This window comes from Chryseobacterium sp. HNCC26DJ239, assembly GCF_057180445.1.
On sequence record NZ_JBXUGJ010000010.1, the window covers coordinates 18850 to 38822 of the forward strand.

The 19973-nt window shown below is 35.1% G+C and carries 15 protein-coding genes; 4 read left to right on the forward strand and 11 right to left on the reverse strand.

Translation table 11 applies throughout. The features are described 5' to 3' along the window. Positions 1 to 43: 43 nt before the first annotated feature. From AC2A1D_RS17415 to AC2A1D_RS17430, 4 genes are all read right to left on the reverse strand, one after another. On the reverse strand, positions 44 to 757 hold the full coding sequence (locus AC2A1D_RS17415) for a Dph6-related ATP pyrophosphatase (protein ID WP_484044854.1): 714 nt from the start codon (positions 755 to 757) through the stop codon (positions 44 to 46). 41 nt (positions 758 to 798) lie between these two features. After that, positions 799 to 1839, reverse strand: coding sequence for a hypothetical protein (locus AC2A1D_RS17420; RefSeq protein WP_484044855.1), 1041 nt, complete (start codon positions 1837 to 1839; stop codon positions 799 to 801). An 85-nt stretch (positions 1840 to 1924) separates the two neighbouring features. Continuing rightward, positions 1925 to 2707, reverse strand: a complete 783-nt coding sequence (locus AC2A1D_RS17425) for a hypothetical protein (RefSeq protein WP_484044856.1) — start codon at positions 2705 to 2707, stop codon at positions 1925 to 1927. A 112-nt stretch (positions 2708 to 2819) separates the two neighbouring features. Next, positions 2820 to 6167, reverse strand: a complete 3348-nt coding sequence (locus AC2A1D_RS17430; protein WP_484044857.1) for a methylmalonyl-CoA mutase family protein — start codon at positions 6165 to 6167, stop codon at positions 2820 to 2822. Positions 6168 to 6378: 211 nt separating this feature from the next. Between AC2A1D_RS17430 and AC2A1D_RS17435 the strand changes: the two genes are divergently transcribed. From AC2A1D_RS17435 to rpsB, 4 genes are all read left to right on the forward strand, one after another. Continuing rightward, positions 6379 to 6711 (forward strand): hypothetical protein, encoded by a 333-nt coding sequence (locus tag AC2A1D_RS17435; protein WP_484044858.1) that lies wholly within the window; start codon positions 6379 to 6381, stop codon positions 6709 to 6711. Between the two features lie 127 nt (positions 6712 to 6838). Further along, positions 6839 to 7294 carry a 50S ribosomal protein L13 gene (gene rplM / locus AC2A1D_RS17440; protein WP_027381190.1) on the forward strand — a complete coding sequence of 152 codons (456 nt, stop codon included), beginning with the start codon at positions 6839 to 6841 and terminating at the stop codon, positions 7292 to 7294. Positions 7295 to 7300: 6 nt separating this feature from the next. Continuing rightward, entirely contained in the window at positions 7301 to 7687 is a 387-nt protein-coding gene (rpsI, locus tag AC2A1D_RS17445; RefSeq protein WP_076443917.1) for a 30S ribosomal protein S9, read from the forward strand. A gap of 207 nt (positions 7688 to 7894) precedes the next feature. Next, positions 7895 to 8656, forward strand: a complete 762-nt coding sequence (gene rpsB, locus AC2A1D_RS17450) for a 30S ribosomal protein S2 (RefSeq protein WP_484044859.1) — start codon at positions 7895 to 7897, stop codon at positions 8654 to 8656. A 658-nt stretch (positions 8657 to 9314) separates the two neighbouring features. Here rpsB and AC2A1D_RS17455 read toward each other — a convergent pair. The 7 genes from AC2A1D_RS17455 to AC2A1D_RS17485 form a co-directional block, all read right to left on the reverse strand. Then, positions 9315 to 10007 (reverse strand): potassium channel family protein, encoded by a 693-nt coding sequence (locus AC2A1D_RS17455; protein ID WP_484044860.1) that lies wholly within the window; start codon positions 10005 to 10007, stop codon positions 9315 to 9317. An 89-nt stretch (positions 10008 to 10096) separates the two neighbouring features. Then, entirely contained in the window at positions 10097 to 10807 is a 711-nt protein-coding gene (locus tag AC2A1D_RS17460) for a DUF6759 domain-containing protein (protein ID WP_484044861.1), read from the reverse strand. A 46-nt stretch (positions 10808 to 10853) separates the two neighbouring features. Continuing rightward, complete coding sequence (gene trmB, locus AC2A1D_RS17465; protein WP_484044862.1) at positions 10854 to 11531, reverse strand: tRNA (guanosine(46)-N7)-methyltransferase TrmB; 678 nt, start codon at positions 11529 to 11531, stop codon at positions 10854 to 10856. Positions 11532 to 11614: 83 nt separating this feature from the next. Further along, positions 11615 to 12391 (reverse strand): DUF6759 domain-containing protein, encoded by a 777-nt coding sequence (locus tag AC2A1D_RS17470; RefSeq protein ID WP_484044863.1) that lies wholly within the window; start codon positions 12389 to 12391, stop codon positions 11615 to 11617. A gap of 208 nt (positions 12392 to 12599) precedes the next feature. After that, positions 12600 to 13397, reverse strand: coding sequence for a hypothetical protein (locus tag AC2A1D_RS17475; RefSeq protein WP_484044864.1), 798 nt, complete (start codon positions 13395 to 13397; stop codon positions 12600 to 12602). A gap of 117 nt (positions 13398 to 13514) precedes the next feature. After that, a complete protein-coding gene (locus AC2A1D_RS17480) occupies positions 13515 to 16925 on the reverse strand; it encodes a T9SS type B sorting domain-containing protein (protein ID WP_484044865.1) in 3411 nt (1136 codons plus the stop codon). Positions 16926 to 17036: 111 nt separating this feature from the next. After that, positions 17037 to 19865 carry a T9SS type B sorting domain-containing protein gene (locus AC2A1D_RS17485; protein ID WP_484044866.1) on the reverse strand — a complete coding sequence of 943 codons (2829 nt, stop codon included), beginning with the start codon at positions 19863 to 19865 and terminating at the stop codon, positions 17037 to 17039. Positions 19866 to 19973: the final 108 nt, after the last annotated feature.

Below are 19973 nucleotides of genomic sequence, written 5' to 3' on the forward strand. Positions count from 1 at the left end.
TTTTATGTTATAAATTTTCTTTAGTTGAAAAGAATGTTTTAGGCTATTTCTTCAAAATCAAATCGCAAAACCAGAAAACATATTCGCCTTCTTCGTTGTCGTTATCAGTTTTAGGTTTGGGGTATGTTTTTTTTACAATTTCACCAATTTCAAATGCAATAGGATTTTTAAAAATTGGTCCATCAAAACAAAAGGTGTGAAATTCTCCGTTTTCTCCGCAAGGGTCTACATTTTTGGGTAAATCTTTTAGAAAATCTTCGTCGATAATTCTTCCGGCAAAGCTTTTGTCTAAATAGGTTTCGTTCACGCAAGTTACGATGGTTTTAAAGCCTAAATCCAGAAATTCTTTGATGAGGTCTTTGGTATCAATTTTCCAGAGAGGGAAAACGCCTTTCATTCCAATCGATTGAAGTTGGTCTTCTCTGTATTTCTTTAAATCTTCCAGGAAAATATCTCCAAAAATAGAATGCGTAACACCTTTTTGTTGAATTTCACTCATGGTTTTACTCATGATATTGCGGTATTCTTCCATGGAAGGTTCTTTTGGAAGTTCCATTTTAATTAAAGGAAACCCTAAACTTTCCGCTTGTTTTTCAAGTAAAGAAACATGAACGCCGTGCATCGAAATTCTTTGAAACTCTTTATTGATGCTTGTTAGAAGAGAAGTAACCTCAAATTGATTTTCCTGTAAAATTTTATATAAAGCGAGCGCAGAATCTTTTCCGCTGCTCCAGTTGAAGATGGCTTTTGGTTGCATTGTAAAATAAAAATCTCCCAAAAATAGGGAGATTCTCTGAATTAATATTTTTTGGATTGAATTTCTTTGATAGGAATAAATGCTCCGTTGAGGTAATCTATTTTTTGTTCAAAAGGATAAGCAGGATTGGAGGCTAATAAAACACCGACTGCTCCGAAAAACATTCCGATACTTACATTTCCAGTGTTTGGACCTCCCGACCTTAATTTTCCTATAAAATAATAATCGTTGTCTCTTTTTTCCGCTTTGGTGAAAAGGTTTTCAATAGGAAGATAAATATAAGGTTCACCTTTGTATACAATAGCGTAAATGTCTTCTTTTTTAATTTCTTTTTCTTTTCCTTCCACCGTTTCATAAATTTTCACAATTTTGGGCATATTTCCGTAAAATTTTGCATCGGATATTTCTTTCTGTGGCTGCAGATTTTTTAATGAAATATAATCCTTATAAACACCGTCTTTTAACTGACTTGAATTAAATAAGTGAATAGATTTTTTGTAAATATCATCAAAGCGGTTAATTTGGTCTAAAGTATACTGTTCTGTTGTGGCTGGTTTTTTTGAAGCATTTTTGATGATAAAATCGCTAAGCATTTCGCTGCCTTTTCTTAATATGTCTTTCGTAACATCAGTACCTTTATGCTCTATAACAGTATCTGTTTTCTCAAGCAAAGAATAAGTATTGTCTTCATTTTTAGCAAATAGAAATGCCTGAAAATAACAATAGCCGAATTCGGAAAATGATTTGTTGACTTCTGCAAAATATAATTGTTTAAGGTATAAGACTAAATGGCCATTTTCCGCATTTTCTCCATTGATATTATCTAAAATATTTTGGAATTGAGAAGCTAGAGAAGATGTAGCAATTACTCTCGCTTTTGCGTTTAAACCTCCTTGTTGCACAATTCCTATGGAAGTAGTATCAATTCTCTTATCAATAATAGAAATGCTTTTATAATAGCTTTTTTCTATCTTTTGATTTGAAGCAGTAATTGTAAATTCTTCCGTACGCTTTTGCGAAAATAATAGGGTAGATAAACTAATAGTTATGATAAGTGATATTTTTTTTAAAGCGATTTTCATTGTCATTATTTAAGAATTGTTACGAACTATTTTGTGAAATTATAAAGAACCGTGAAGATTAGATGGTAATTTTGAATACATTGTTTTAATTAGAATAGAGCAAATATAGAGTATCTACAAAACTTTTTTTAGTCAATTTTTGAGTAGTAACTTCATCATAAAATACAAAATATTTATAACTTGGATTTTCTTTTTTCAATTTTTCAAACTTCCTTTTACCGATTTTTTTGCCATTGAAATAATAGAAATTGGGAGGTTGAATATCTGTAATGATAGCTCCTCCAATTGTCATATAATTGTCATTAATATCAAACTTTTGCTTTGCTAATAATTCTTTTGTTGTGAAAATTGTCGATTTATAATCAGTGAATTCTTTGTTATTGTAATCTAAAATAGTATAATCAATTCTGATAATATTGTATTCTGTTAAAACTTTTTCAGGGAATTTAAGAGAGAAGTTTCCATTTTTATCTGCCGTTGCAGAATAAACTTTTTCTATGGTTACTAAAGATATCTCTCCGGACAGTAATTCTCTTTTATCCGAAGAGGTGAGTGTACCATTAATAGTAATTTCCTTTTGATAAATATTTTCTGTTGCAGACGTAGATGAATTTTTATTTTGGGCTTTTGAAAATGTAGTTGAAGTAAGAGTTAAAGCCAGGAGTAAACCAGATAAGGCTGGTTTTAATGAAGTTTTTTTTCCACAGAACTCTGAATTTTTATTAAGTAATTCTTTGGTATCTACTGAAGAGATAGTATCTAAATCATAGACCTTTTTTCTACACAAATCGCAAAATTTCCCTTCCGGAATATTCAGCATATTCTCCCAGTTTTCACTGCAAGGTTTATCAATTTTGAAAACAATCATGGGTTTTAATTATTTGAACCTAAGGTACAAAAAAACCTCAAAGAAAATCCTTGAGGTTTGATTTATAATTTTTAAAATACTTAGTATTAAAAACTGCCTGTCCGGCTACGGACTACATGTTTCTTCTGTATTTACCACCCACTTCAAACAAAGCGTTAGTAATTTGTCCAAGAGAACAGTATTTCACAGCATCCATCATCACTTCGAATAAGTTTTGCTGGTTGATGGCTGCGTGTTGTAGAGTTTTCAAAGCTTCTTCCGATTTATCATGATTCGATTTTTGGAAGTTGTGAAGCATTTCAATCTGGAATTGCTTTTCCTCCTCAGTAGAACGGATAACTTCTCCCGGACGAACCGTTGGCGAACCGTCTTTTCCTAAGAAAGTATTTACTCCGATAATTGGATATTCTCCGGTGTGCTTCAACCATTCGTAATGCATAGATTCTTCCTGAATTTTTGAGCGTTGATACATGGTTTCCATCGCACCCAAAACGCCACCTCTTTCTGTAATTCTGTCGAATTCTGCATAAACTGCTTCTTCCACTAAATCTGTCAGTTCTTCAATAATAAATGAACCTTGAAGCGGGTTTTCGTTTTTCGCTAAACCAAGTTCTTTATTAATAATCAACTGAATTGCCATTGCTCTTCTAACCGATTGCTCAGTTGGAGTCGTAATCGCCTCGTCATACGCATTGGTGTGAAGAGAGTTACAGTTGTCGTAGATTGCGTACAGTGCTTGAAGAGTCGTTCTAATGTCGTTAAAATCAATTTCTTGCGCGTGAAGCGAACGACCTGAAGTTTGAATGTGGTATTTCAACATCTGGCTTCTTTCATCGGCTCCGTATTTCAGTTTCATGGCTTTAGCCCAGATTCTTCTTGCGACACGTCCGATTACTGAATATTCAGGATCGATACCATTAGAGAAGAAGAACGATAGGTTAGGAGCGAAGTCGTTGATATCCATTCCTCTGCTCAAATAGTATTCAACATACGTGAAACCATTTGCTAACGTAAATGCCAACTGAGAAACCGGGTTTGCTCCCGCTTCTGCAATGTGATACCCCGAAATAGAAACCGAATAGAAGTTTCTTACTTTTTCTTTGATGAAATATTCCTGAACGTCACCCATCAATCTCAAAGCAAATTCAGTAGAGAAAATACACGTGTTTTGAGCTTGGTCTTCTTTTAAAATATCCGCCTGAACCGTTCCACGAACCGTTGCGATGGTTTTTGCTTTAATTTCAGCATACACATCAGCAGGAATGATTTCATCCCCCGTGATTCCTAGTAATTTTAAACCTAAACCATTATTTGATGGAGGTAATTCTCCGTTGTATTTTGGTCTTGCTAGTCCTTTGTCATCAAACTTTTCCTTAAGCTTAGCCTCAACCTTAGCCTCAAGATTATTTTCAGCAATATATTTTTCAACATTCTGGTCGATGGCTGCATTCATGAAGAACGCCAACAACATTGGAGCAGGTCCGTTGATGGTCATCGAAACTGAAGTCAGTGCATTCACCAAATCAAAACCTGAATAGAGTTTTTTAGCATCATCCAAAGTTGCAATAGAAACTCCGGCATTTCCGATTTTACCATAAATATCTGGTGGTAAAGCAGGGTCTTGTCCGTACAATGTTACCGAGTCGAAAGCGGTAGATAGACGCTTTGCAGGCATTTCCGCAGAAACATAGTGGAATCTTCTGTTGGTTCTTTCAGGGCCTCCTTCTCCGGCGAACATTCTCGTTGGGTCTTCACCTGTTCTTTTGAAAGGGTAAATTCCTGCTGTGTAAGGGAAACTTCCTGGAAGGTTTTCCTGTCCTTTCCATTTAATTAAATCGCCCCAATCATTATATTTTGGCAACGCAATTTTTGGAATTCTCAGGTGAGATAAAGATTCTGTTGAGGTTTCAACTTTAATTTCTTTTCCTCTTACGAAGTAAGAATAAAACTCTTCGTGGAAAGCTTTTTTCGTATCGTCCCAAGTTTTTAGGAAATCGATGTTTTCCTGTTGAAGTTCTTTTTCAGCTTTCTGATATTCAGCGTCTAAAGTTTCATTAGAAATTATATTTTTAACCCCTTCAATATGATACATTGTTCTTGCCAGTTCGGCTTGTTTTTCAATGTTGGCGTCGTATTGTTTGTTGTTGTCTACAATTTCAGAAAGGTAACGTACTCTTTTTGGAGGGATAATCGTCACTTCGTCTGTAATTTCCTGTTCAACAAAAGTTTGAAGGTTTAAGTTTTCAAACTTATCATTTACTTTAGAAATCAGTCTGTTGTACAATTCTGTCGTTCCGTGGTCGTTGAACTGAGAAGCTTTGGTAGCATAAACCGGCATTTCATCCAATGGCTGCTCCCATAATAAATGGTTTCTCTGGAATTGTTTTCTTACGGCTTGAAGCGCATCAAGAGCACCTCTTTTGTCTGATTTATTTAAAGCAACTAAATCTGCATAATCCAACATGTCGATTTTTTCCAACTGTGTTGAAGCACCGTATTCAGGAGTCATTACGTACATGGAAACATCCGCAAAATCAGAAACCTCTGAACCCGATTGTCCAATCCCTGAAGTTTCCAAAATAATTACGTCTGGATGAGCTAATTTCAGAACATTCAAAGCAGAATGAATGAACGGAGAAACTGAAACGTTGTTTTCTCTCGTTGCCATCGAACGCATATAAACTCTTGGGTCGTTAATCGCATTCATACGGATTCTGTCTCCTAAAAGCGCACCTCCTGTTTTCTTTTTTGAAGGGTCAATAGAGATGATTGCAATTTTTTTATCCGGATTTGAACGGATGAAACGTCTTACCAACTCGTCTGTTAATGAAGATTTTCCGGCACCACCAGTTCCTGTAATTCCGATGATCGGAATGTTGAGGTCTTTTGATTTTTCGTCAATCGCAGAGACCAATTCTGGTTTTTCTTCTGAGAAGTTTTCAACAGCAGAAATAATTTTGGCAATGCTGATTGAATTTTCAAAGCTAATTGAATCTAAATCTTCTGCGGTAACATCTTTACCGGTTGCAAAATCGGATCTCTGAACCAAATCATCAATCATTCCCTGTAAACCTAGTTCACGGCCATCGTCCGGAGAGTAGATTCTGTCGATTCCGTAATCCATCAATTCTTTGATTTCTTCAGGCAGAATTACACCACCTCCGCCACCAAAAATTTTGATTTGCGGAGAGTTTTTCTCTCTTAAAAGGTCGTAGATGTATTTAAAATATTCGTTGTGACCACCTTGATAAGATGTTAAAGCGATAGCATTTGCATCTTCTTGGATGGCTGTATTTACAACTTCTTCAGCAGATTTGTCGTGACCAAGGTGGATAACTTCGCATCCTGTACCTTGAATAACACGGCGCATAATATTGATTGCGGCATCGTGGCCGTCGAAGAGTGACGCGGCTGTCACAATTCTTACTTTGTTTTTAGGAGTATATTTTTGGGTGTCCATACTTAATGCTAATTTCTAAGCACCCAAATATAATAATAAATTAAAAATCTTTGGTTTTGATTTAATGTTTTGATTTTTAATTGTTTAATGTGTTTTTGTTTTGCTGTTTTTTTCAATTTTCCTAACATGTGATAGGAGAGGAGCGATTTTATGAAGCCAAAGTCTTAATCAGGCAAAAAAACTTTATTTTTGCATACTCTTATATTAAGGTATGAATAAAGCACTATTATACTTCGCGATAGGAACTGTTGTAAGTTTCCTTTTTAATTACTTTTTTATCGATGCGACACATCCTGGCTTAGAAGTTTATTATGCATTTGCATTTGGTTCAGCATGGGGATTGGCGTATTTCTTAGATTCTACTGAGTTTACGTTGGTTAAGAAACTTGTTTTCTCTTTTTTAGCGATGATTATTTTGGTGGCTGTAGGTACTTTACTGTTTAGTTTGGAGCTTGCTATTCCGTCAATTCTAAAATTTTCTACAGTCTTTGTAGCCTATTATCTAATTGCAAGTTTCAGAGCCAATAAATCTTTAAGAAAGTAATTCTGTGATAATGAGCATGAAAGATATTCTTCATACATTTTAAATAATATTTTTCTGTTCAAAAAATTATTCTTACCTTTGCACACCCTTTTAGGGGAAAATTATGTTTAATCTTTAACTAAAACGTGTGAATACATTAAGTTACAAAACTGTTTCAGCGAACAAAGCTACTGCAAATAAAGAATGGGTTGTAGTAGACGCTGAAGGACAACCGTTGGGAAGACTAGCTTCTACGGTTGCAAAGATTTTGAGAGGTAAGCACAAAACGAACTACACACCTCACGTAGATTGTGGTGATAACGTAATCGTTTTGAACGCTGGGAAAGTTACTCTTTCTGGAAACAAGTGGAACGATAAGACTTACATCTGGCATACAGGTTACCCTGGTGGACAGAAGTCTATGACTGCGGCTGAACTTCAGAAGAAAGATTCTTTAAAAGTATTGGAAAAATCAGTAAAAGGTATGTTGCCTAAAAACAGACTTGGAGCTGCTATCCTTAAGAATCTTTATCTTTATGAAGGAACTGAGCACAAACATGAAGCTCAACAGCCTAAAACAATTAATGTTAACGAATTTAAATAATTAATTATGTCTATAGTTCACAAAATCGGAAGAAGAAAAACTTCTGTAGCTAGAGTTTATGTAAAGCCAGGAACTGGTAACATTACAGTAAACGGTAAAGATGCTAAAGAATATTTCTCTACAGACGTGATGGTTTACAAATTAAACCAGCCGTTCATCCTTTCTGAAACTGTTGGTCAGTACGATGTTACTGTAAACGTTTTCGGTGGTGGAAATACAGGTCAGGCTGAAGCTATCAGATTAGGTATTTCAAGAGCTTTATGTGAAATCAATGCAGAGTTCAGATTAGCTTTAAAACCAGCTGGTTTACTTACAAGAGACGCAAGAATGGTGGAAAGAAAGAAGCCAGGTCAGAAAAAAGCAAGAAAGAGATTCCAATTCTCAAAACGTTAAGATTTGCTGTTGGCGAATGGCTTTTAGCTATTGGCTACAGAAACTTATTAAATTTTTTTTAAACTTAATCTCGGCGAAAAGCCAATTGCCACAAGCAAAAAGCAAACCGCCAATTGCCCGTTACGTTTAGCATCCAAACACTTCTCCCATCTAAAGAAGTTGTTGATTGTTTAAAAAACGGAAAGTAAACTAACAAAAAACAAAAACATGGCAAAAGCAAATGTAAAAGACCTTTTAGAGGCTGGCGTACACTTTGGTCACATGACGAGAAAGTGGAACCCAAATATGGCTCCATACATTTTTATGGAGAAAAATGGTATTCACATCGTAGACTTACATAAAACAGCTGTTAAATTGGACGAAGCTTGTACAGCTTTAGAAAAATTAACTTCTGCAGGTAAAAAAGTTCTTTTCGTAGCTACTAAGAAGCAAGCGAAAGAAGTGGTTGCAAAACACGCTTCTGAACTTAATATGCCTTATATTACTGAAAGATGGCCAGGTGGTATGCTAACGAACTTCGTTACTATCAGAAAGGCTGTAAAGAAGATGAACTCTATCGACAAAATGAAAAAAGATGGAACGTTCGAAACTTTATCTAAAAAAGAAAGATTACAAGTAGACAGACAAAGAGCTAACCTTGAGAAAAACTTAGGTTCTATCTCAGACATGGTAAGACTTCCTTCTGCTGTATTTGTAGTTGATATCTTGAGAGAACACATCGCGGTAACTGAAGCTAAGAAATTAGGTATTCCAGTTTTCGGTATCGTTGATACAAACTCTGACCCAAGAAAAGTAGACTTCGTTATCCCAGGAAACGATGATGCTTCTAAATCTATCGATATGATTCTTAGCGTAGTTTCTGAATCTATCAAAGAAGGTCAGTCTCAAAGAAAAGCTGATAAAGAAAAATCTAAAGAAGAAGGTGATGTAGTTTCTGCTGACAAAGATGCAGACTTCGACGCTGAATAATTAAAGATTTTCTTTAAAATATAAAAACCGTAGATTTTATCTGCGGTTTTTTTTATTCAATATGTTTTGTTAATGAAAATATATTCAGAATTATTGCATAGTTTTATGTACTAAAAAAAATTATAGGAATCTAAATGTTAGCAAAGTCAAAACTGAAATACTTTAGTTATACACTTGTAATTTTACCAATTGCGACTGTTCTAATATTCACAATTTTCAAGGTATTAGTGTATAAAATTGGGCAGAATAATAGCTATTACAAATGGATTGATAATCTTGTAACACACAATAGTATTTTGGTTGTTATTTTGTTTTTTAACTACTTTTTAAAAAATAGTTTTCTTTTAAAAGAGTTTATAAGAAGTAATTTATTATTTTATATTTCATTTCTAATATCATTGATAATAAATTTTTTAATTTATAATTTAGAATTTCTTCATCATTGTAAAGCAAACTATGATATTTCTTTTGTAATCAACATATTCATTATTGGGACTGTATTATCAAGTATTGTAGCTTTTTTGTGTTGTTACTTGGGGGTTAAGAATAAATTTAGATTTTCAGCTTTAGATTTGCTGGTTCTTTTCATTTTTATTGTTTTTCAATTTTTTTTAACACAAGGATTTAGAATAATATAAAAAAACGGTAGCTGTTTCAGTTACCGTTTTTTTGTTTCCGATGATTTGAGTTGTATACTTGCAAATTTTGAAATTAAAATCCCAACCAAAACCACCGTGTAAAACTGTCCAAGTATGGCAAATAAAGAGACAAACAGCTTCATTTGAGGCGTATTTGGTGATATATCACCGTATCCTATACTTGTAATGGTGACGGTAGAAAAATAGATACAATCAATATAAACTCTCGCTTTAGATCCGTAATCTATTCCGATTAATGCGTGAGGCGAAAAGCAAAGTATCGTTTGGGACAGAAATGTCATAATCTCAATTAAAACCATATATCCACAAATTGATGCTGATATAATGTCTGAATTGAAATAACTGGGTCTTATCAAAAACTTTAAAAGCACATATAAAATGTACATGAAAAATAAAGCATAGATAAGGCTTAGCGTTTCCATAAAAAATTTTGTGAAACCAGTAGTAATAGAAATTAGCGGCAGAAGCACTAAGCAAATTGCCAGTAAAAGCAACATAATTCGGTTCACGTAATGACCGCTCCAAGCCACAAAAAAGCAGCTTGAAATTAATACAATCATATTCAGAGGCCATACTTTGTCGTAATCAGAAACATGGTCTAAAAAGATCCCCGTGAAAGTATGTTGCAGTAGAGCAAAAAGTAAAAATTCGTACTTGTTTTTGTGAAGAAAGTTTAAAATCTTTATCAGCATTTTGTTTTGGTTAATTAGGAATACCAATTTACAAAATTTAGCTCATTAGTTTCCTGTCTTTGTATTTATGAATTTAAAACAAAAGAAAACTACTTTCTTTTTCCCTTTTTTGCAGAAGATTTTTTAGGTTTTACTGTACTCTTTACCGTTGTTTTTTCAGGGTGGCTTGCTATTGTGGCTAGATTTTTCTCTTCAGGATTTCCTAAGATAATTACCACACTTTTACTAAAGTCTTTCGAACTTTTGTAAGAAACATCGCATACACTTCCAGAAAGATTATAAGCCCCTTTATCTAAAACAAGAGAGTTTTCACCTTTTGAAGGAACAGCAAGTTGATAAAATTTTTTCCCAGAAATGGCCAAGACAAGGTTACAGTCTGAATTATTTTTAACCAAAACAATAGCTTCACTATTTTCAACCTCTTGGCTAAACATGTTGTTGAGCAATTTAATGGTTTTCTGCTTATGTTCTTCCGGCGTTTCTTCAAGAAGTTTTTTGAAGAGGGCTTCATTTTCTGGAGAATTTTTCCTCAGTGAATTTTTTGCAGGAAAATCTAAAATCAACGGTCTTGCTGCCATTGGTTTTGCGTCTTTTTTTCCTTTTACCCATTCTGCATTTTTGAGTGCAATTACACGCTGTTGTAAGATTCTTTTTTTAGGATCTTCCGGGTGGGCTTTAGATATATAATCTTCAATCTCAGCAATATTCTTACTGTTTAAAATATTCTCTTTAGGCTCGTGAGAAGCGCAAGATAAAATGATGAGATTGAAGAAAAAAGGCAGGAGTAGCTTTCTCTTCATCAATTGTATTTTTTTGTGTTTTTTATTTTTCTTTTCTTTCGTGTGTTTAGTTTATTCTAAACTTAATATAGGTAATTGTTTTTCCTTTTGCAGAAAACAGCTCCTCGTAATAGGTTCTGATGTCTCTTAAATGCGGCGTGTTTGGATCGTATTCTGCAGCTCCGTAAATGTCGTGATGTGCAGAAATAATTTCGTAGCCAGCTCCTTGTAAATATCCCAAAGTGTAACCGTGCAAAAACTCGGAATCGGTTTTCAAATGTACAATTCCGCCAGGTTTTAAGAATTTTTTGTAACGTTCTAGAAAATCTGGATGGGTAAGTCTATGTTTGGTACGTCTGTATTTTATTTGCGGATCTGGGAAGGTAATCCAAATTTCATCTACCTCATTTTCGGCAAAATAGTATTCTACAAGTTCAATTTGGCTTCTTAGAAAACCTACATTGTTCATTCCGCTTTCTACGGCTTCTTTAGCACCAAACCAGAATCTTGCTCCTTTAATATCTATCCCGATAAAGTTTTTATCTGTAAAAGTTTTAGCTAGACCAACAGTGTATTCTCCTTTACCACAACCTAGCTCCAATACGATTGGATTATCGTTTTTAAAGAAATCTTTATTCCAGTTTCCTTTAAGGGGAAAACCGCTAAGAGCTTCATCTCTAGTTGGTTGTACTACGTTTGGAAGAGTTTTGTTTTCTGCAAATCTTGCTAATTTATTTTTGCCCATGTTTCATTTTTCAAAGGAGCAAAAATACAAAAAAAGAGACAGTAAGCGTCTCTTTTTGTTGGGATTAAATGAGATTGATTTTTTTATTTTGAACTTCCAAGCGCCACTTTTAATGGTTTTTGAATAGTTTTTTGTGATGCATATTGCGCCCCACAAACGATACTTGTGAAGAGGTAATTGCCTTTTGGTATTACAAGAGAGTTATCGTCATGAGCAGGAACAGCAAGTCTGAATTTTGTATTTCCAATACCTTCCATTCTTACAATAATGTTGCAGTCTGATTTATTTTCAATCATCACAATTGCATCTTTTGCATTGGGATCGTTATCGAAAAGAGAGTTTAATATTTTTACCGTTTTGTCGGTATGTTCAGCAGAGGTAATCCCCATCAACATATTGAATTCTTCTGCTTCTGTATCTGCAATTGCAGGTGCTTTTACTGTGGTTGCAGTTTGCGTTACATATACGTTTTGAGGGTTGCTTTTTACATAATTTGGAGCCTGTTTCGTTGCCAAAATAGAACGGTATTTTGCAATCTGTTTTTGCTTTATCTTGTCGTTGTATTCTTCAAAAGTAATTTTGGTAGAAGGTTTTCTCTTTAAGAGAGCAAGGTTTTCCTGCATTTCTTTTACTTTTCTATCGTTGGGATCTGCAGCGGTTTTAATGTAATCTTGCATCATCCCCATTACTCGGGGCTTTAAGACGGTTCTTCTAGGATCGTCTGGATGGGCGTCTCTAAGAAAGGCATTAATCTCGTAAATATTTTTGCTGTACATAATATTACGATAGTCTTTCCCTTTTTGCTGTGCCGAGAAGATTACAAACGAAAATGTTAGAACAACAATTAAAAAGTTTTTCATGTTTCGGAAGGTTTGTGTTTTGTAAATTTTATCAAAAATACGTATTCTAAAAGAAATGGAGCAAAACTGCTTTCTTCAATAGAAAAGTATGTTTTAATTTTAAAACTGATTTTTTATCTGCTTGTTTTGATAATATTTCAGATTAATTTAAATTTTACTTGGTTTTAGTTTTTTTGATTCTAAAATTTCAAAAGTGTTAAATTTTAAATTATTTTCCTTCTTTCACGATGTCTTGGAGGTGAGAGTTTTTTAATCTTCTTTCATAAATAGGAAGATACTTTTCGATCGGAATTTTAATAGCATCAAAATTTCCAGTTTGTACATAAACTTCTACATTTTCTGAGGTATAAACAAACTGCAGGAAATTATCAATAAGATTTTCTGGGATTTTCAACCTTGTGAAATAATCTGCACCCAAAACATTTTTAATCTGCGTAACCGAATTATTCATTCTTTCGTAGGCAACGTAGCGTTGTTTTTTCTTTCTCTCCCCAGAAAGTGCATCAAAAATACTTTCAATACTGAAAGTAAGACCTCCATCTCTGAAACCGGCAATTGGAAGCTCAGGCGAAGTTCCGTCTCCTTTTGGTTCTGGCAAACCAATCACTTTTTTTATCGCTAAACCTTTGTCTTCTTTTCGGATTGAATTAACATCATATCTAAGATTTCCGGTCGGCCTGAATCTGCTAATCACAACTTCCTGTATGTCGTAATAGGCTATTAAAAGCTCAACAAGATTATTAGCCGAAAGCATATTTTCGGTAATTTTTACATCTTTTCTTTCCGTAACAATACTGGTAAATCTTATGATATCGCCTTTTTCTGCAGCAATACGAAAGTTGCCATTATAGTTTGCCAGTACTGTTTGCATTGTTTTTAGATTCGTAACATATACCTGGTTTAGATACATTTGCGAATTGTCTCTGAGAAATACCTCTCCGGAATATACTTGTGCATTGATTTTTGCTATGAAAGCCAAAAACAATAAGGTAATCAGTTTCTTCATATAATGTTGCAAAATTACGCAACATTGCAGTTATTTTGCCTCATTTAGATGGTAAAAACGGGTTAAAGTTATATTAAACTTCTTCCATTATTGTTAATAACTGTTATGAAAACCCATTTATCTATCCCATAAACTGTCATTTCTGTTTTTCACGAGTAACCAGCTTGTGTATTTTACGGTTACTACTTTTCCTTCCGTCCAAGAAATAAAGTACCAATATGTGGCTGTAGGAACATGTCTTCCTTTCATTAGTCCGTCCCAGATAAATTTATTCTGAGGTGTTCCTCTGAACTGTTCAGCTCCGTATCTGTCAAAAATGCGGAAGATTAAGTTTTCTTTATCCATTAAAGAAGAATAATCAATTACATCATTTAAGCTATCTCCGTTTGGAGTTATCGTATTAATGAGCTTTATGATAACGAAAGTTTGGGTAATAACTTCACATCTTTTAGAATCTCTCACATAGACAGTGTTTGTTCCTGTTGGAACATCATTAAAGACATTAGAAAATTGCCAGTTGAAGCCGTCGAGAGAATATTCGTAAGGAGCTATTCCGCCGGTTGCGGTGATGGTTACCGTGGTTCCGTTTATATCAATTAATGTAATTTTAGGCGAATCTGTTATTGTAACGGCAACGTACTGTCTGTATGTACATCCATCAAAGGTAAGGTCTACCCAGTACATTCCTGGTGTTACATTCGTAATCGTTTGCGTTGTGGCACCTGTGCTCCAGTTGTAATTTGTAAATCCAGCGCCTGCATTTAAAACAGTTGTTGTATTAGGACAAATAAATTGATCTGTAAGAACATCAGACTTTTTAGGGATTTTTACTGTAATGGTTAAAGTGGTAACTGTAGGGCAAGCTCCATTTTTTTCTAACCTTACGTAGAACGTTTGTGTTCCAGAAATACTTAGAGGGTTACTTAATGCTCCAACATTGTTATAGGCATCTGCTTGGCTTCCGAAGAATGTTGCTGTAACTGTTGGATCTGTTGTGAAGTTGGAGATGAAGGTATTTAGATTTACCAGTTTTACGCCATCCATATCATCATCACAGTAAGATGTGGTAGAAGTACTGGTTAGTAGAGGTACTCTGGCTCCAAGACTGAAGTTTAAAGGAGCAATTACCGCTGCACAGCCATCTGGAGAATCTACTCTTATATAAATGGTTGTCGCAGCTGTATACGACCAGTTGTTGGGTAGGGTATTTGTATTTCCGGCATTGGCGTCAGTAATATTCGAATAATATCTAACGTTGGTAAAATACGCAGGAAGATTTAAAACCAAAGGAGTAATGTTTGAAAGAACTACATCTACATTACCATCGAAATTGTCGTCACAAAATACACCTGTATATTGGCTAACAATAGCGAGTGGATAGAGATTTAAAGTAATTGTTGCAATTCCTTTACATCCCGATGTGTTTTTTACAACTGCATATATTATGGTTCCGTTTCCGCTAGAGTAATTGGTTGTATTGGTAATGACTGCTGCTGCATTTTCGTTTTGTGCATCTGTTAAAGTAGGATAGTATGTAATGGTTATATTACTGCTTGTGCTTACATTGGCTGTGTTGAGGTTAAAAATTCCGGCTCCATTTACGTTACAGGAGTTTAACGTTGTGTTTGTAAAGGCAAAAGCAGGAATATTTACAGTAACAGTTACCGTTTCACAATCTGGAAAATTGGGATCGTTACCACAAAATGTATAAGAAAAAGTATCTGTACCTGCTGTACCGGGATTGTTTGCTGTGTACGTAATAGCACCTGTTGTTGCATTTATTGATGTTGTTCCCAATGTAGGAGCTGTTACAATAGAAACTGTGGAAACAACTGGGGTTTGCGATGAAGAAGTAAATGTTGGAGTGAAGATTTGTGAGGTACAAATATTTTGTGAAACAGCAGTCTGCTTCATACAAGTTTGGATAGCGACAGATGCTGAAACCAATGCTGCACAACTTCCCATCGTTACAGAAACCGTATAGTTTCCAGATTGTGTGGGAGTAAATGAAGTTCCGATAGCTCCCGGAATTAAAACGCCATTTCTGTACCATTGATAGGTGTCGTAGATAATAGGGTCTACGGTAAGAACAACTCCTGGAACACACGTACCTGATAATAAAATTACAGGTTGTGTGGGAAAACCAGCAAAAAAACCTCCGTATCCAACAGCATCACTTCCAGCATTAATTCCGGCAGTAATTGCTTTGTTAGAAATAATGGTAAGAGTTCCTGTCACATTCGGGATTCCGTAAGTAACCCAATTGTTGGTTCCTGTCATATTAAATGGGCCCGTTGTTGCGGGAGGAGTTACTCCGTTTACTGTAACTACAGCTCCTTTTTCTGTAATAAGATTAAGTTTTGTTGGAATGTTTAGAATTCCTGATGGATTGCTATTATTGTGTACAAAGTTTTCATTAATTAAACCCAACTCATTAATTTGTTTCGGGAGATAACAGTTAAGTGCGGGGATAAAATTGAAACCACCTGTTGCCACTTCGTCTGTAGTAGAAGAACTTCCGGCAAGTAATTGATAAACATAAGCATTTTTACTTGTCGTTAAAAACATATTATAATGTCCCGATCCTTGCAAAATATATTTGGAATCCGGAACTATAAAATATTGTCCGGTGTTTAAAGTCGTTAAAGCAGTTCCCTCATTATTTACATAGATTTGAGTATTGTCTTCGGTTGCAATCACCAAAACTCTTTCCATATTAGAGCCGATGTTACCATTTCCTTTTACCAGCGCAAATTGGCTGCCCAATCTACTGATAGGCACAGATTGATCCATTAAAATATCTGAGCTCGAAGGAAGATTTCCGGCATATTGACCGTTAAAATTCCCATTGGTAACGTTTACCGGCTTATCCGCCTGAATTTTAGCCCCGATAAAGCCATCCCAGTTTCCTGCTATGGTTCCGTTTCCGTCTATTATATAGGATTGCCCTTTGTTCAGCGTAAAAGTTAAAGTAGGATTGGTCGCACCGGTGGTTCCATTCGAGAATTGAACGGTATTTTTGTATCCGGAAATGGTAACGGTTGTATTGTCTTGAGTCGCTAAAACGCTAGTCATAAAATTTAAAATTCCGTTACTTACAGTTATGGGAGCAGAAGCCACATGAAATGATGTTCCGGTAGAAGGAATTCCTTTTGAGGTAATAATTTCTCCGTGATTAAATACTGAAAATCTAAGATTAGCATAAAACGGAAAATCAGCCTTTAAATATAAACCTTTGGTTGTGGTGGTAAAAAGGTCTGTTTGTAAAGTTGTAATAATGTAGTTTCTGAGTACATCAAACTTTTGCGGATTATTTTTGCTTATGCTTACCGTTCCAATAACGGTATTGTTATTATAGATGGTTACAGCAAAAGGTGTAGTTCTGTTTGTTGAAAGATATAACGTTTGGTAAGGATTCGGGTTTCCTGTACGATCAATCATGGGCGCAAACCAATGTTCTCTGTCTAGCTGAGCCAATGTAAGAGTGAAAGTAAAGAGTAAAAGAAAAAAAGATAAAATTTTCTTCATTTGATGATATGATTTCTACAAATTTAATAATTAATTTACATTAAATGTTCATATTAAATGCAAAAACCACAGCCAAAAGACTGTGGTTTTTAAAAACTATTTAATTCTAGATTACTCTCTGTTTTTTACAATAATCCAACCGCTGAATTTAACTGGAGTTTTTGTTTTGTTGTTTTCGTTCCAGCTAATACTGAACCAATAATTTCCTGTGGAGATTCTTTTGCCTCCGACAGTTCCGTCCCATTTGTAACCTTTGTCTTTATTTCCTTCAAATAGTTTTACACCATATCTGTCGAAAATTCCGAACGTTAGGTTTGGCTTGTGAGCAAGGGAAGAATAATCTACAACATCATTTACACCATCATTGTTTGGAGTAATTACGTTTATAATGTTTGGTATCGTAACAGATACTTGTTGTGGTACACAATCATAGCTGTCTTTTACATAAACTGTAATGTCGCCTCTAGGGATGTCTGTAAATATATTAGAATCCTGCCAAGAAATATTGTCAATTGAATATTTGTAAGCAGGTGTTCCGCCAGCAACATTTACTGTAATGGTTGTATTGCTTACATCTATGCTAGAGATTACAGGTTGTTGAGTTGGATAAATAGTTACTTTTTGACGAGTAATACAATCACCCGTTTGTAAATCTACCCAATATTCTCCAACACCAACGCCGCTTATTGTTTGCGTAGTTGCTCCTGTGCTCCACGTATATCCGCTGAATCCCGCTCCTGCATCTAATGTGGTAGTATCTTCCATACAGATTTCTTTGTCCACTAGAACAGATGAGTAAACTGGAGTGAATACAGTTAAATTAATTATTGCAACCCTGTAACATCCGTTTGCATTGCTTACTCTTACGTACACTACACCAGTTGGTGCAACATAAGCATCTGGAGTCGTAATCTGATTTGTTTGGTTTTGCGCATCTGTAAGTGATGGGTAGTAGGTTTTTGTTACTCCCAAGTCTGCAGTTACGTTAGCAAGTGTAAGGTCAAATAACCCCGTTAAAGGATTTGCTGGTAAGTAACATTCTCTTAAAGAAGCGTTGTATACTGTTGGGCTTTCCGAAACGGTGAAAGTCATTGTTACCTGTTCGCAGTCTGTAAAGTTTGGATCGTTACCACAGAATTTATAAGTAATGGTATCAGTTCCTGTAAAAGCAAAGTTAGGTGCGTAAGCAATTACTCCTGTAACAGGATTAATAATTGCAGTTCCATTGTTTGGTGGAGTAACAATTGTTACTGTTGATGGAACGTACGTTTGCATAGAGTTTGTAAATGCAGGGACAATATTATAATACCCTTCACAAACTGTTTCAGATCTTGTACTAACTTCTAGACAAGTATAAACTTTATAAACCGGCGTTGTAGCAGGAGCACAAGATCCAACAGTTACTCTCACAGTATAATTACCTGATTGTGTTGGAGTAAAAGAAAAAGAAGTTGCTCCTGGTATTGCGATATTATTTCTGTACCATTGGTATGTGTCATAACCATCATCTACTTCCAATACCAAACCAGGGATACAAGTTCCTGCTGCTTTTGCAATTAATGGTATTGAAGAGAATCCTGCAAAATATCCTCCGTATCCAGATGTAGAGAATCCTCCATTAATACCTGCGGTTACAGCTTTATTAGATTGGATTGTTAAATTTCCTGTAACTCCTTCTAATGAATAAGTTACCCAGTTTGTATTTCCTGTTAAAGGATATGGTCCTTGTGCGGCAGTTGGTGCAACACCATTTACAGTTACAGTAGCACCAGCTTCAGTTAGAATGTTAAGCTTAATAATTGTACCTGAAGGTGTTTGGCTTACTCCATTTGCTCCTGTTGGCATTTGGTTAATTAAACCAATTTCGTCGATTTTTCTAGGTAAGAAACAGTTCAATGGCGGGATGTAGTTAAAACCACAAGTCGCATTACTTTCCCCTACAGAAACCAATTGATATAAGTATACATTTTTTGTAGTGCTTACAAACATATTTCTGTGCGTGCCACCTTGTAAAATATAGTCACCTCCTGATATTCTATACCATTGTCCAGCATTCAAAGTAGCCGCTGCAGTAGTAGAACCGTTGATGTATACCTGTGTGTTATTTTCTGTTGCTACAACAATACCACCTTCAATATCTGTAGCGTTTGGTGATCTAGTCTTCACCATAGCAAAGGTGTTTCCTAGTCTTTCAGTTGGTACAGATTGATCTAAAATAATATCTGCTCCGGAGCTATTTCCAGTTCCAAAATTACCTAGAACATTACCATTAGTTAGCGTAATTGGTTTGTCTGAAACAATTTTTGCCCCAATGAAGGTTTGCATATTTGTTGCCGGTTGACCAGAACCTGCAAAAATGAAAGATTGACCTTTGTTTAATACAAAAGTGTGTGTGTTTGTAGTAGGAGTTGCTCCAATGAAAGCTACGTTAGCTGTAGCGCTCCATGTTGCAGTTACAGTAGTGTTGTCTTCAGTTGCTAAAACTCCGGCAGTAAAGTTGTTTCCTGAACTGTTAAAAGGAGATGGTGTTGCAGCAACAAAAAACTCATTACCAATACCTGCTTTCCCTTTACTTGTAAGAATTTCGGCATGGGTTGTATTACTTACCACTCTTAATGTACAATAGAAAGGTCTGGTTCCATTTAAATAAAGCCCCCTGTTAATAACAGCAAAAGCTTCTGAACTATTGTTCGTGGAAATGTTTACTGGAGAAACCACAAATGTTTGTGGGCTGTTTTTACTAATTGTAACGGTACCTAAAGCGGTATTGTTACTGTAAATTGTAACCGTAAAAGGAGTTACGGAATCTGTTGATAAATAAAGTGCTTGCGTAACCGTTGAAGATGCATAAAACGGTGCAATCCAATGCTCGGTATCTCTTTGTGCAAAGGTTTTGCACCACGAGATGACGAGCAAAAAAATTAATAGAAATTTTTTCATAATACGGAATTAGGATTTCTACAAAAATAGTTATAATTTTTTAATAATTCTATGGTATGTTTTCTAAATTCTTGAATTGAAGTAGGTGAAAAAAAATACCGTGATAAA